Below are 14289 nucleotides of genomic sequence, written 5' to 3'. Positions count from 1 at the left end.
TCGACATGGCCTCGGCCGCCGGCAGAACCGTGGGCGGCAACCCGGTGTCGTCGGGTCCGAAGCGGGTCAGGCTCTGCTGCGACTTGCCATTCACAAGCGTGTACTCGCCACCAACCCACAGATAGTCTTCGCCAGTGTTGATTCCGGTCGACACCACCAGGGCTCTCGGTCCGATGTGCTCGCCGACCCCGTCATTGAGCGTGGGGAACCAACCATACATCTGCGAATCTGCAGGATTATTGGCCGAGAGGTAAATCCGCTTGCCGTCTGGGAACTCGTTTTCCGTGTTGCAGTTGTGGTGGTGATGGGCTTCGTACAGTGTTCCTTTGTAAGGCAGGATCACCTGGGTCGCCCCGAGACAGTTGTCCCGCCACACCTGGTCCAGGGTGTTCCAGTCCACCTTGAAGCTGCCGTCGAAGCCACCGGTACCCTCGTTGCCCACGTAGAAGGCCGACTCGTCAGTGGAAATCACCTTCGTGATGGAAGTTGGCGTGATGAATCCCAGTGGGTAGTTTCTGATGTTGTCACCCGTCGAGGCATCGACGACGGCGATTGAATGGGAATCCTGCCCGTTGACGGTGAAGAAGCCCCCGCCGATGGCCACTTTCGTCCGGTCGGGCGAGGCCTGGACGGCCCAACCGACCGCATCAGCGTCGACAACCCAAGGGCGAAGGTCACCGGTTGTTGCGTCAACTGCCGCGAAATGCTGGCGCTGCTGACCATCGACTGAGGTGAAAGCACCGGCCAAGTACACCGTGTTCTCCGTGACGGACAGTCCGTAGACAAACGACGAGATGTTCTTGGGCCTGAACGGCTTCACCGTGCAGGTCACCGGGTCGATGGCTGCGGTCCGCAGCGCCACGACGCCATTGACGTGGCTGAAATTGCCCCCGATGTAAACGGTGTTGCCGTCTGGTGACGGTACCGCGGTGCGAATCGTCGGGATCACACCGTCGCTCATCGTCAATGTCATCTGGCACGAGGAGGGCGCCCCCGTGTCCGCGTCAAGGATCGCGAGCCCGTCCAGGTTGAGCGGCGTGCCCGAGACACCGCTCGGCGGCAAGACCTGCGAGAAGGTGCCACCGGCGACCACCTTCCCGTGGGCCTGCCCGAGCGCCCAGACGGTGCCGTTCGTCTGCCACGTGGGAAGGTCATCGGCACTGAAATGCACCCCCTGCGAAATGGCAGACGCAGACTGCACGGTCGGAATTGCGAGCACGAGGCCGGAAACGATTGCCGCGGTCGTCAAAATTGCCATTGTTTTGCGCATGCGATCTATCTCTCGGGTATGCAGCCTCTCCAAAGCGAGGAGAACAACGACTGCAAGCGAAATGCGGACATCATCGCGACTTGGTGACCGGGGCCGGGAGTCTGCCCTTTCGTCTCAGCCAAAACCCCAGCGTGGTGAGCCCCTGCCTTCACGCTACTGCTGTTTCGCAGTTCCGGGAATCAGGTGCACTAATTGTTGTGCACTCGTGAGCACGAGCCGTCAGCGACAGCTCATCGTAATCCGCAACCTCAGAACACGGACCAGCCGGTGCGGGTGGTGAACTCGTCGAGGGCACGCACGCCGACCAGGGAGTTGCCGGAGGCGTTGAGGCCGGGGGACCAGACACAGACGGTGCAGCGCCCCGGCACAACCGCGAGGATTCCGCCGCCGACGCCGCTCTTCCCGGGCAGGCCGACCTGAAAGGCGAAGTCGCCGGCGGCGTCGTACATGCCTGAGGTGAGCATGACGGAGTTGACTCTTTTGTTCTGGCTCGCTGTCAGCATGCGCGAGCCGTCGGAGCGCAGGCCCGCACGCGCCAGGAAGGCTCCGGCCGCCGCCAGGTCGCGGCAGTCCATGGCGATCGCACACTGCCGAAAGTAAGCGGTCAAGACATCCTGAACCGGGTGGACGAGGTTGCCGTAACTCGCGAGCAGGTGAGCGATCGCCGCGTTGCGGTCCCCGTGCAGCGCCTCGGACGCGGCAACATCCTCATCGACGTGAATATCGGGATCAGAGTTCTCGGCGCGCAGAAAGTTGAGCACGGCATCCGGATCCCCGTCGGTGACACTCAGCAGGGCATCGGTGACGACGAGCGCGCCGGAGTTCACAAACGGGTTGCGCGGGATCCCCTTTGACTTTTCCAACTCTGCCATCGAGTGGAAACCCGACCCGGACGGTTCGCGGCCGACCCGCTGCCAGATCTTCTCCCCGTCGCGCGCCAGCTCGAGCACCAGAGCAAACACCTTGGTGATGCTCTGGGTGGAGAAGGGCACCCGCCAATCGCCGACCCCGTAAACAGCGCCATTGTTCATCGCCACCGCCATACCGAACTGGTTCGGGTTCACCGATGCGAGCCCCGGGATGTAGTCGGCCACCGTGCCCTGTCCGATCAGCGGCGTGACCGCCTCGTGGACGTCTGCAAGGATGTTCTCGATGTACATGGTGCACCCAGCGTAGTGAACGAAGCCGTCCCCCTTGGGCGGTGCTCAGCTCATAAGCTCCTGGGCCGGAGCGTTGGCATAAAAAATCCCGCCCCCATGTAGAAGCTAGGGGACGGGATCGTGGCTCCGACCGGCATCGATCCGGTGACCTTTCGATTTTCAGTCTGATCAGGGATTCTCTCGTACTGTATCTATGTGTGCGATCCGCAGAATCACGCGGTTCGGCTCGGTAGGTGTTAGTTGGATTCAGTTACTTTTTACAAGATATATGGCACAAATATGGCACAGGTCATGAGCTGTGCTCTGTCGCTGGCTGGCGCTCGCAGACCCCGCCGCAGCCGGTCTAGAGCAATCCACTGGTTCCGCACCTCTGTGCCGGCGAGGAGGGCCGCTGATTCCTCGGGTTATAGGTCGAGCCGGAGGCCGTCTCGGCGTGGATCAGAACTCAGAATCTTCCGTTCAGCGGTGCCGCGCAACCGTTGTACGCGTTCGGCCGCCGCCTCTCTCGCAGCGTCCGCGCCAGCGCGTCGTGCTTCGATCCGACTGGCAGCCTCGTGGAGCGGGAGGCCGCGCAGTACGTTGGCTTCTCCGCGAGCGGCGGCGGCTTTGGCGCGGGCTTTGCGAGCCTCGCTGGGAGGATCGGTGAGCAGAGTCCGTGTCCGGTCACGGTGTACTCGGTCGGCTCCGTGTTCCTTGGCCAGCAGTCCCAGGCGTTCGTTCTCGTGCCGCTTATTGGTCGATTCCTGGTCGGTCTGTGCTGCCTCGACAGCTTGGGCGGCTTCGATCACACGCGAGTTGCGCTCGGCCCGCCGTATCGCCGCATCAGATGCCCACGCCGGCAACGCCTCGGCTCTCTGGGGCGGCTCACCCCAGGCTTTACGCACGCGCTCCGCTGACTGTTCCGTCTGCTCGGTTGCGGCCCGGTACTCGGCCTTTGCCTTATGTTTACCGAACCACCCCACCGTGGTGAGCCGGGCTCGCGTTTCGCTCTCGTGTGCCACCGTCCCCAAATAGTCCGCTCCGTCTGCTTCGGCTTGAGCGGCGAGCAGCTGGGCGATCTCCGCATGCATGCGTGCGGCGTGTTCCTCAGCCTTGTGGAGCGCACCGGTGCCCTCGTCGTTCTCGGCGCGATGCGTGGTGCGTTGTTGGTCGAGGCGTTCCGCGATCCCGAGCCACTTCGTGGCATCACGTTCGGCGCGATCTGCTTGTCGCGTGAGCTGTGCAATTTTGTCATTGACGAGCTTCACGGGGCCGTTCGCGGTCAGCCAGCGCACCTCCTCGGTCGCGTGCTGGGTGGCGTGGTCGAGGCCGCGGTCTGCCCTGTCGCGTTCCATCGCCAAGGTGAACCGGTCGCGCGCCTCAGTGGCGTTTGCTGCGATGATATGCAGCGTGTTCTGGTTGCGGCCTCGGGTCATTCCGACATAGATTCCTGCGGCGCTCATCGCATCCGACAGGATCGTATGGGTCTCGCCGACGGTCGCACCCTGCGCCCCGTAGGCGGTGGAGGCATAGGCGAGGTGTGTGTACATTGCCACATACTCGGCGGGCAGGGCAACGGTTCGGGCGCGCTTGCGTTCGCTGTTGTTCTCCCCGACCCAGAGGGTGCCATCTTTTTCAACGTGCTGCACAGTCCATGTCTGCCTGTTCGCCACTCCGAGCGCAGTGTCATTGTGTCTGGTCTGCACCCGATCACCCGCGCCGATGTTCAATCCATCGCTGCCGGTTGTGGTGTGGACGTCGTCGACCTCGCCCCGTGCGACACGTTCAGTTCGGATGCGGTCATTCAAAGCGGCGGCTTCATCGTTGGTCGCCACGGTGATCGCCTGGCCATCACGGGCGACTTGCGCAATCTGTTCATATGCTCCGTCTGGCGAGTCGTGCAAGCAAAGCAGTCCGAGCGCGCGCAGCTGCTCGAACATCTCGCCTGGGTTCGCGCCGTCGCGCATCTGCAAGGTGACGTCGGCGTAGGCAGGATCGGTGAACCTGTGCACCTCAGCCATGTCGAATGTCTGGCCGCGGATCTGCGCGGCAATATCGAGCACGCCGCCTCTGCCGACGGCGGGGAGTTGCGCCCGGTCACCGACCAGAGCAACCGTTGCCCCTGCCTCGTTGCAGACGGTGAGGATCGCGCGGGCGGTGTCTTGGTCAAGCATCCCGGCCTCGTCCACGATCACTCGTTCCCCCCGCGTTAGTCGCGCTGCTTTCGGTGGGCCGGTGTAAGTTCGTCCAGTGCCGGGGTCGAAGTCACCGTCAGCCAGACGCGTCCATGCGCCGTCTTTGTTCCAGCGCCAACCGTGGGCGTGCACGAGCGCCGCGAGCGAAGCCGCGGGTACGCCGAGTTCTTGTCGCGCCGCCTGTGCGGCTCGCAACGTCGGCGCAACCACCCGTGTAGCCCCTCCCCGCTCGGTTGCAGCGCGGATAGCGACGCCAAGCATCATCGTCTTACCCGCGCCGGCCGCGCCTTCGACGATCACCAGTGGATCAGTCGAAGCGACCGCAGCGGCGGCGCAGGTCTGCCCCGCGTCGAGTCCGGCAGCATCCGCCATCTCGTCGATGTTCGTGAGTGCTGGCCCACTGACTGGGGTGAGGGCGTGCAACAAGTCACGCAACGAGATTTCAGCAGCAACCACGCGAGTGCTGGTGAGGTGCGCCACATGTTCCGGTGTAGCAGCGCCCGGCGGCAGCACCGAAAAGCAGTCCTCGACAGCGAGGCCGGTCGCGAGAGTGATGAACTCGCGCAATTCTTCGCGGGTCGCGCGCACGCCTGCTTCGGTAGTGAGTCTGGTGGCATGCTCTTGGATCGTGTGGGGTGTCCAGGTCGATGCCGCTGCTGAGCAACGATCCAGCGCCCGATTCGCAACCGCCTGGATGGAGAGGTCGTCGAGTAACGTATGCGCGTGCCCGGCACTCCTGGTGAGGAAGCCTGGGTCGAGGCCAGCCTCTTTGAGCTCAGCGAGCCAGGCTCCCTCTGCTCGCAGCGTTGCCGGCTTCTTTGCGGGCCGCTCGTACGCCCACGCTTGGGCGGTGAGGCGCGCGGAGACGACCGACCCCATAGCCGCGCCGGGGTTCCTGGCCTCCCACTCAGTTTCCAGTCGTTCAAGGTTCCGTCGCACCTGCTTGCCGCGCTTGCTCATCAAGGCATTGAACGGCTCCAACTCCGTTGCCTCGCCAGTCACCGGGTCGAGGGTGAGGCCATGTCGGTCCAGCACCTCGGCCAGTTCCGGGCTCGCAGCGATGACCGCGGCACCGAGGGCGCGGATCGCGCCCTGCTGTTTGAACATTGCCGCGGTGTCGAGTGCCCGCCACTTTCCAGCGGCCCATACCCGAGTGCCGATCTGCATATGGATATGCCGGTGCGGGTCACCCGCGCGGGAGGTGCGGTGTGTGATTCCGACGATCTGCATGTGCTCGACCGGCATCACCTCCTGCTTGCCCCGCGAGCCGACACGGGTCACCGAGTGCTGGGCCAGCCACCGCTGAATCTCTGAGAGTGCAGCCTGCTGGGCGGCGTCGAGCGCCCCTGAAATCTCCGGGTGCAGCGCCGCAGCGATAGACAGGCTCTTCGGGGTATTGATGACCATTTCCGCGAACCTGGGAGACCCCAAGCGGTCAGTACCCGGCAAGCATGGCTTTCCCATCGACTCACCGCCATCGGGGTTGAGCCAGTCCACCCATCCGTTGTACTCAGCATTCGTCAAGGATCTGGCGACCGTCACCTCGCCCGAGGCATCGAGCACTTTGTACTCGATGCCTGAGCTGTCGCACTGGTAATAGTCGTCAGCGCGGGAACGGTCGGCCTCGACATAGCGGCGCGCATCGGCTCCGCTTCCGCGGAACAGGATCACGCCACCGTGCATGAGCTTCACCTCCACGCAACTCATGTCCTTGCAACTACCTACGGTAGCATACGTACATTCAGAAGAGAACAGTCTGCATAGAAGTTCAGGGTTCGCTTGAGGCGGGGCTTCGGTGGCGTCATGTTAGCGCTTGCGGCGGTGCTTTGGCGAGCCAATTGCGGTCTGCACGAGTTCGCTGACGCGGCCTTCTGGCGTAAGAAATGCGCCCGTAAGGGGATCGACAAGCGCAACCGACGCACTCGTCACCTTCCTCGGCCGACACCCCTCAGCTTCAACTAGCAACTGACAGTGGTGGTTCTGCCATTCCAGGTCGTCTAGTTCGCAACCAACCTGCCTTCCTTTTTGTCAAATGACGACCCAAGAAGACCGCGCTTTGCTGAATCGGGTTGCGGAAAATGAATTTGTACGTTGGCGGATCCGCAAGCGGAACCCTCAGCAGGATGGCGGCCTCATGAGGATCCAGCTTCAAAGACCGTGTCAGTGGAGGGCTCGAAGGTACCGGCGGAGTGCGACGATCTGGGCGATTCGGAGGAACGGGTAAAGAGCCCGCCAAGGTTGCTTAGATGCCGGCGCGGTGAGTGATCGGATGGTGAGGAACACGTCGTCGCCGTCTCGGTGCACGATGAATGCTTCCTCCCCGCTGACAGGATGCCCCGGGAGCGTTCGATAGGAGAATCCGACCCGTGATGCGGTCTCGATGACGGTCGCCACGTGGACCGGCTCTCGGACAATGATGCCGAAGACTCGAGCCGTGATCGTCAACCGCGTGGCTGGTGATACGCGTTGTGGGTCATCGACGGTGAAGCCGCTGCGGGTCTTCACTTTCCATTGGAGGACATCGCGTGAGGCGCGCTCCCAGGTCTCAACTCCGTGCCCTATGAGTGCTGTTGTTTCGGAGCGGCGGAACGCGCTTGTCTCGTCGACCGGCCAGATGAAGGACTGCGGTTCAGTGCCGGGTGCGGCGTTGAGTGCGGCGAGGAGGTGGTGATTGCGCTGGCGAATCAGTCGGCGAAGGTAAGGCACGAGTACGAGGCGTTCGGCCAACTTTCCGAAGACCGGTGAGCCGATCGTCAGCGAGTCAACCATGACGCTGGTCTCACCTTCCCGGGTGAAGGAGTGCTCGTGACGGAACGAGCGGAACGGCCCACGGACTTGTTCATCGACGAAACGCTCGGGTCGATCGAGGCAGGTGATCAATGACGTCATCGTGAACCAGATGCCGAAGTGCCGTGCACGCCAAGTCACTGACTCGCCGAGAGTGATCGCCCCTTCGGTGACGCCTCCGATCGCACGCTCGCGCGACTGATCCATCGAGGCCACGTGCTCGTGGATGCTCAGAGAGATATCGAAGAGTTCCTCTATCGGCGCAGTCGTGCGTGTCACGAGAGAGAACGAGCTGACCATCCACCAATTCTGTCAGTTGTGCTGACATCGGCTCGCACGAGGAATCAGCGCACCAACGCATGATTGTGAGTCCGACCAACCGGACCGCAGCCCAGCGCGACAATCAGTTTTCAACACGGAATTCGCCAACGAGACAGACCCTGACCTCGGCTCGGCGATATTCGTCGGCCCCGGAGCACATCTAAAGTTCAGACGACGCGATTCGTCATCGGAGACTTATGTCTTCGACACGCTGGCGGCGATGAGAGAAGATTCCGGCAGCGATCAGAACGAGACCCACGACGATCAGGCCGGCATACATGAAGAGCTGAACGGGGCCGCTGCCGAAACTGCTGAATGGGGCTGGTCCGCTGATGATCCAGAGGTAACGATCGGAATCACCATGAATGAACCAATACAAAACCAATGGGCTCAGAGCCAGTACGACTCCGGCAACAATGAGCAACGGAGCACGTTTGCTCCGCATCAGCTAGTCCATCGCGTCTCCTGTCCCACTCGAAAGAGTGCCAACGTGTGATTGGCTCATTATTCCAGCCGACCAACTTCCTGCGTCGACGGGCCAGGTTCCCGGGGGACGAACCCAGTTCAGGGAGATCTCGGGATCTCCAACCAGCTCATCGACTTGGCTCAGGCTCCTGAGGCAACGCCGGCGGGGTCACCCGCACCAGCGGGGCACCGGTCTCGTTTCCTACCGACACCACAAGCTCGCGATCATTGATCCACGTGAATCCGGCCGCTGCGCAGAGAAACGGCAAAGTGATGGTGTCTTCGGCAATCATCAGTGTCAGCCGATCCGGGTGCTCAAGCGTCGGACGGCCTCCGACGCTCACCGGTTTCAGCCGTGGGTCATCCGAAACACAGTCGATGTGCCGGTCAATGATCGTCCGAGCCTCGTCGGATCCGCCTGCAACATGGGTCGGCCCAGTCGGCGACGGTGAGTCCTGCCCCGACCACGCCACGTCGCCTGCCTGATTGACGGAGACGGCGGGGGTGGCGCTCGCGACCGGATGACGTGATTCAATCCTGCCGTCCGCAGCCAGTACGATGCGTTCATTTTCGGTTGCGAGATAGATCGAACCGCTCGGATCGACATCGAGCGCGACCGGCCACGTTCGGGTGAATACAGGCGAAAGCGTGACCGGTTCCGCACCGGGCTCAAGCGCCACAGTGTCGACGGTGAAGGTTTCCTCGGCCCAGTCGAAGGCGACGAAGTACGCAGTACCTCCGGTGGTCGCGATGTCACCGAGTTGCCGGGAGTCGCGGTGCACCTCCTCCCAGCTCATCGACTCGGTATCGATCAGCAGGATGCTCCCGCTGTTACTCAACCCCGGCACACCGCTGGCCATCACGAGCGTGGTCGGGGTAACCGCGGCCACCGAACCATGGGGATCGTCATCAGCGAGGTTGAACCGGCTCACCGCAGTACCCGCCTCGTCGATGTGCAGGTATGAGCCCAGGGATATTCCCCAGAACCCGCCCGCAGTGTCGCCGATCAGCGTCATCGTGTAAGGGGTGTCAATCATTTCCCTGGGGCCGGGATCACCATTCGCTCGGTTGTCGTACCGGATCGGGCTCAACACCCAGGAGTCGTCCGAAGGCGCCGGTGAACATGCCGTGACACCGAACACCGTAACCGCCACAACGATGGAGGCCAGCACTGCCCGGCGAATGTAAGTCATCGACTGAAAACGTATACCAGAACAGCAACGGCTACCAGCACGCACTGCCGTACCCATAAGGGAACGTGCTGCGGGGCGCCTCCCCATTCCGAAAGCGGATCCCTTTGAGAGGTGTATTGCGATGCGGTTAAGGAATCAATGCGGGGGGCTGGTGTGTGAAGTTTATCTCCGAGTCTTGTCAGCTGCTGCGGACCGCTTCAGGATCCGCTAATGATCGGCGTCCGGATTCCCATTGCTCGTTGATCGGCGACCGATTGCGAACCACGCCACCGCCCCGATGATTGGCACAAATATGATCAAGAGGGCCCAGACCAAAGCTTGACTGGCGGTAAGACCCTTCGCACTGCGTGCGATTGAAATCAGAGAAGTGGCCACGAGCACGATCACAAGCACAACGACCACGGACCAGACAATGTCGTAGGTAGCGGGCATCATCAAGTTCGGCGGCTCGTCCATCGCACCAGCCTACGATGCTCCTTAGAGCGATCCTCTACTGAGCAGTGCTCAGCTCCCAGCTCTCCTTTTCCTCGTTGTATTCCCAAACCTCGCTCTCCGGCTCGACTTGGTTGACATCCTGGAGCCAGCAAGTGTTGTCCGGATCCCAGCCGGCAAGAACGGTCGCCCGATCGTCGTCGACAGAAACTACACGCCCCGCCGTCGTCAGGTAACCGTCGACTGAGAGATGAACCGCATCAAAATCCCGCGCAACGTGCAACCAATCAGGGATCCGCTACCGGGGCAGATCCCGGTCGCGTACGTGTGGTATTCGTCGGCTGGGCCGCGTGCTAACAGGTGCGCGCGACATTACTCGTCAGCTGAGACTTGCGTGTTCGATGCGTTGGCGAAAGTGAGTGATGATTCCGGCAGTGGCCAGAACTAGACCAAACACGACCAGGCCGGCATACATGAAGAGTTGAAAGGGACCGCTTCCGAAACTGCTGAATGGGGCCGGTCCGCTGATGATCCAGAGGTAGCGATCAGAGTCGCCGTGGATGAACCAGTACAGGACCAATGGGCTCAGGACCAGTAGAATTCCCGCAATGATTAGAACCAGTGCGAGTTTGCGCCGCTTCGACTTGTTCATTGCTTCTCCTGCTCAACTAGAAACGTGCAAATGTGCAATTGGTTCATTATCGTAGCTGACCAGTTTTGGGATCTTCGACCGGCGCAGCGCCAAATTTCCATTTCATTAAACCTCTGCCCATGAGGTTGGGAAGTTGACGGATTCCGGTTGTGACCACGGCGGCCGGCATGCGTCGCGCCGGTGAAGGATCCGCCAGCGGCCGCCGTCGGGCATGAGATCGACCGTTGGACGGATCCCGACTATTTTTGGGCAGTGCCTCCGCGGTGAGGTCGACTCGTTGCAGTGATACGGGAACCTATGGGTGCGGCCAAACGGTGACTGCTGGTGCGCGCAGTCACGGCCCGGGGAGTGGCCTTCCCGCTCTGCCGATCACCGACCAGGTTGCATGGAGGCGCAAACGGTGATGGAAATGGCGCACCTAGCTTCGATTGGGCAGCAAAGATGAACTATTCTTCTTGCTCCCGGGGAGATCACGTCAATCATTTGGTCGGGCGGTCTGCTCGGGGTCGACTCAATCGGCGACGCTGCAGCAGAGCGATGATACCTACCACGAGCGCGCCCAACGCTCCAAGAGCGAAGATCAACAGTCCCAGATTGGTTCCGGCCACAATCCAAGTGGGTGCATAGCCGGGGTCCAGCCCTTGATCCTCGGCGAGCCGGTATTGCACCCCCGAGATCACCGTGAGGACAACCACGGTGCAGAGCCCGACACCTGCTGCGATCGCGGCGCCCAATAGAACACGCTTGACCAATGCCTTCCCCCATTCCTCATTCACCTGGAAATGATCGTATTGGTTAAAGTTCACCAATTGACCTACTGCTCTGCTCGCACATGGGTCGTCGCGGCAAGACCGGGAGTCATACGCTCGATTGGTTTTCGCAAGCCGATCGTGCATTGCACCAACTCCCGAGAGAGCCCTGACTTGTTCCCTACCGGGTTCGTCGGAGTGAGTAGCTGCGGCTGATGTCGCTCTTGGGGGTCTTGTTGGAGTAGTCGCACGATGCGTCTACTCGTCGACGGCCCAGTACCGCTGGACCGGTGGGAGGTGGGCGTACTCCGCCGCAGCCGGGTTGGGTTTCGTCGCGGCGAGTGTGTTGACGACCGCCGCACGGTCCAGCCCCCAGAGTGCTCGCGTGGCCTCCGTTGAGCGCGCCGCGTGGCCGCGTTCCCCGGCAAACACCTCGCCTTGCCCGATGACACCGTAATCGAAGGGGAGGATTGCCGTGTTGGAGAGGCCCTGCCAGGCCGGATCGAACGACTCGTCATAAAAGAGCGGGAGCAGATAGGAGTGATCCATTTCCAGTTGGACCGCCCCGGTAAGAATCAGGCGACGATCGTCCAGGTTCTGGCCGACGAGCCAGCCGCCGGATGCGATGGTGACGGTCTCCCCGATGTCGTGAGCTTGCTCGGACTTCCAAAGGGTGTCGGTGATCTGGAGGGTGACGTTGCGGATCTCCAGGCCTTCGCCTGCTTCCACTTCTTCGGGAGCGAGTTCTCCTCGGGAGATGGTGGTGACCTTGGCGCTCACCACACGGTCGAGGTAGGTGACCCAGTCGGTCAATGTTTCTCCCGGGAGCACTTCAAGAGCATCGGCGGTGCCGAATGCTGAGCGGTAATTGTCTGAGCCCGGCTCCTCATCGGCTGCTCCTGGTGGAGTTGTCGACGGTACCGTGGATGGAGCGGTTGGCCCGGCGATGGTCGAGGATGGTGTGGGCGTGACCGCCCAGACGACTCCCGCGCCGGCGAGCACCAACACTCCGGCCGATGCGATCGCCACGAGGCGGAGGGAACGGCGGCGGGCTGCGGCATCCGAAGCGACCTGGGCCAGAAGTCGATCTTCCAGGCGACTGAAATCGTCAGCACCCGGCACGTCAGAAGTGCGGCTCATGCAATCACGTTCCTTTCAGATGGTGCAGTTCGGAGCGGAGCCGCACACGCAATCGTGCGAGCCGGTTGCGCACCGAACCGTGGGTCAGGCCGAGTCTGCGGGCCGCCTGCTCATAGCTGATCGACTCCAACAGGCATAGGTGAAAGACCTTCTGGTCGAGCTCGGGCAACGCTCTGACCACTTCGTCAATGCTGCGCAGAGTGTCGGAAGTCTCCGCCAACGCCTCCGGTGACGGCGCAACCTCGATCACTTCGCCCACGCTCGCAGCGACGTGTGTGCGCTCACGGTCACGGGCCCGGCGCCGGTTCAGAGCCAGATACCGCGAAGTGGTGACCAACCAAGGCAGGGTGGACCCACCGACCAGGGCGATGGTGGCATGTTTCTTCCACAGCAGCAGGAAGGCATCCTGCATGATCTCTTCCGCATCGTGTCGAGAATGCAACACATTGAACGCCGTGAAATACACGGCCCGCTGGTGCAACTGAAAGACCGATCGTAACGCGTCGGTGTGACCCGAGAACATGCTCGCCAGAAGATCACCTTCCGCAGGCTCAACTGCGGGTGGCCTTTCAGGCTTCATTGTCAGTTTCTTCTCCGTGACTCGTCGGGCGGCAGTACGGGCTCTCTACCCAAGTCATGTGCAACCGCAGTCTCATCGTCTCATTCTGGGGTTCGCGACGGTGGGCATACCCCTACGCCACCTGCGCACGTTGGGTTATCGGAGGCCCTGCTAGTGGCGGAGCACATCCGTCCTTTTGTGGGTATCCGCAAGCCGGTCGGCGAACGGGAACTCACCCACGACCGCGCGGCCCCGCCGCACTGCGGCACTGTCGATTTCCAGTTAGGTCGCCCGAGATTGGGCCCGATGAACGCGCGTCAAGTGCACGAGGTGGCGGTCGCTGGAAACCACGTTCCGGCTGAAAAGGTGACCGAAACCCGACCACTATCGAAGTGAGTTTGCAGCTCCGAGAGGGAAGCACTGCAGGTCTCACGTGCTGATATGTGCTGCCAGCACTGCAGATCCGCGAGTTCTGATCCCTTTTACCCACGGACCAACCACTCGAGATCTTTGATTCAATTCGCCAAACGAGCTTCCGGGATGCTGCGCGCTCCCAGGCGCTGGGCAGTTTGAATGCCGCCCCGTTGAACGCAGCCGTTCAGCCGACGTTCGGTCGAGTCGAAACGGAGGGGAACCGACGAAAGTGAGCGATCTACCCCGCACGCCCACGGCGGCCAGGAGGGAGCAGCCCGCGGCGGCGGGCCTTGGCAACCCAACCCTGCGCGGTGCTGAGGGCAACACCACTGATTTCTGCCATCGTTGCGGAGGGGTTCCCGTCACCTTGGCCGGAGAGTTTGCCATGTTGAAGAGCAACGAGTTCGTAGAAGTCGGGCACCTGTTTAGGGTTGCCGAGCGGCTTCAATAGATCGTGGTCGCTGATCTTGCGCCCGCTCGGGAGAACGATCTTGTTTCCCATCATGGTGGCGACGCGCTTCACGGCGAACAGGCGTTTGTTGATTGCGGCCTCGATCTTCGCGGTTGGGAGCTCTCGCAGCAGGTGGCTGGTGATCGGGTCGCCCGGTCGCCACGGCAGATAGATCACACCGGTGATGCGGACCTCGTCGGGAGTGGCATACAGCTGTCGTTGCAGGCGGATCATCACGCGCGTTGCGGTGGCCTCGTGTTCGATGTAGCGCCAGCGCCCGTCTGCGGTTTCGCTCTCTCCAGGGTCGCCCTCAGACATTTGGTCGTCGTAGCCGAGGATGCGGTCAATTTCGTCGCTGACGTCGTCGGCTCGCTCGCCGGGAAAGCGGGCAGCGAGGTGCCAGCCAGTGGGCAGGTCGCCCCGGGTGAGCACGCCGTCTGCGGCTTGATCCCAGGGAGTGGGCGTCGGAAGTGCCATGCGCACGAGTGTATCGGACATAGAGCCTTACATCATGTAGTTGCG

General features: G+C 62.0%; 11 protein-coding genes and 1 pseudogene. All 12 read right to left on the bottom strand.

Annotation, left to right across the window (positions count from 1 at the left end):
• Positions 1-1270 (bottom strand): annotated as a pseudogene (locus DL891_RS15700) (hypothetical protein); the annotation flags it as partial.
• 248 nt (positions 1271-1518) lie between these two features.
• On the bottom strand, positions 1519-2430 hold the full coding sequence (locus DL891_RS15695; protein ID WP_111721444.1) for a glutaminase: 912 nt from the start codon (positions 2428-2430) through the stop codon (positions 1519-1521).
• A 404-nt stretch (positions 2431-2834) separates the two neighbouring features.
• Positions 2835-6311, bottom strand: coding sequence for a MobF family relaxase (gene mobF, locus DL891_RS15690; protein WP_232819218.1), 3477 nt, complete (start codon positions 6309-6311; stop codon positions 2835-2837).
• A gap of 453 nt (positions 6312-6764) precedes the next feature.
• Entirely contained in the window at positions 6765-7691 is a 927-nt protein-coding gene (locus DL891_RS17560; RefSeq protein WP_232819217.1) for a DUF1990 family protein, read from the bottom strand.
• 205 nt (positions 7692-7896) lie between these two features.
• Positions 7897-8157, bottom strand: coding sequence for a hypothetical protein (locus DL891_RS15680; RefSeq protein ID WP_198668955.1), 261 nt, complete (start codon positions 8155-8157; stop codon positions 7897-7899).
• A gap of 148 nt (positions 8158-8305) precedes the next feature.
• Positions 8306-9370 carry a hypothetical protein gene (locus DL891_RS15675; protein WP_157962562.1) on the bottom strand — a complete coding sequence of 355 codons (1065 nt, stop codon included), beginning with the start codon at positions 9368-9370 and terminating at the stop codon, positions 8306-8308.
• Between the two features lie 207 nt (positions 9371-9577).
• On the bottom strand, positions 9578-9826 hold the full coding sequence (locus tag DL891_RS15670; protein ID WP_111721442.1) for a PLD nuclease N-terminal domain-containing protein: 249 nt from the start codon (positions 9824-9826) through the stop codon (positions 9578-9580).
• A gap of 355 nt (positions 9827-10181) precedes the next feature.
• Positions 10182-10454, bottom strand: a complete 273-nt coding sequence (locus tag DL891_RS15660) for a hypothetical protein (RefSeq protein ID WP_198668954.1) — start codon at positions 10452-10454, stop codon at positions 10182-10184.
• A gap of 479 nt (positions 10455-10933) precedes the next feature.
• A complete protein-coding gene (locus tag DL891_RS15655; RefSeq protein ID WP_157962561.1) occupies positions 10934-11260 on the bottom strand; it encodes a hypothetical protein in 327 nt (108 codons plus the stop codon).
• Between the two features lie 201 nt (positions 11261-11461).
• Positions 11462-12343, bottom strand: a complete 882-nt coding sequence (locus DL891_RS15650) for a hypothetical protein (RefSeq protein WP_111721439.1) — start codon at positions 12341-12343, stop codon at positions 11462-11464.
• Between the two features lie 4 nt (positions 12344-12347).
• Positions 12348-12923, bottom strand: coding sequence for an RNA polymerase sigma factor (locus DL891_RS15645; RefSeq protein ID WP_111721438.1), 576 nt, complete (start codon positions 12921-12923; stop codon positions 12348-12350).
• A gap of 631 nt (positions 12924-13554) precedes the next feature.
• On the bottom strand, positions 13555-14244 hold the full coding sequence (locus tag DL891_RS15640; protein WP_157962560.1) for a hypothetical protein: 690 nt from the start codon (positions 14242-14244) through the stop codon (positions 13555-13557).
• Positions 14245-14289: the final 45 nt, after the last annotated feature.

It is taken from the genome of Homoserinimonas sp. OAct 916 (assembly GCF_003260275.1).
In the GTDB taxonomy this organism is placed as follows: domain Bacteria; phylum Actinomycetota; class Actinomycetes; order Actinomycetales; family Microbacteriaceae; genus OACT-916.
Note: the sequence above shows the minus strand (reverse complement) of the source record. Positions and strands in the feature narration are given on the sequence as shown.

Coding starts and splice junctions, on each gene's coding strand:
- DL891_RS15695 (WP_111721444.1), bottom strand. CDS start 2,430: ATGTACATCGAGAACATCCTTGCAGACGTCCACGAGGCGGTCACGCCG.
- mobF (WP_232819218.1), bottom strand. CDS start 6,311: ATGAGTTGCGTGGAGGTGAAGCTCATGCACGGTGGCGTGATCCTGTTC.
- DL891_RS17560 (WP_232819217.1), bottom strand. CDS start 7,691: ATGGTCAGCTCGTTCTCTCTCGTGACACGCACGACTGCGCCGATAGAG.
- DL891_RS15680 (WP_198668955.1), bottom strand. CDS start 8,157: ATGCGGAGCAAACGTGCTCCGTTGCTCATTGTTGCCGGAGTCGTACTG.
- DL891_RS15675 (WP_157962562.1), bottom strand. CDS start 9,370: ATGACTTACATTCGCCGGGCAGTGCTGGCCTCCATCGTTGTGGCGGTT.
- DL891_RS15670 (WP_111721442.1), bottom strand. CDS start 9,826: ATGGACGAGCCGCCGAACTTGATGATGCCCGCTACCTACGACATTGTC.
- DL891_RS15660 (WP_198668954.1), bottom strand. CDS start 10,454: ATGAACAAGTCGAAGCGGCGCAAACTCGCACTGGTTCTAATCATTGCG.
- DL891_RS15650 (WP_111721439.1), bottom strand. CDS start 12,343: ATGAGCCGCACTTCTGACGTGCCGGGTGCTGACGATTTCAGTCGCCTG.
- DL891_RS15645 (WP_111721438.1), bottom strand. CDS start 12,923: ATGAAGCCTGAAAGGCCACCCGCAGTTGAGCCTGCGGAAGGTGATCTT.
- DL891_RS15640 (WP_157962560.1), bottom strand. CDS start 14,244: ATGGCACTTCCGACGCCCACTCCCTGGGATCAAGCCGCAGACGGCGTG.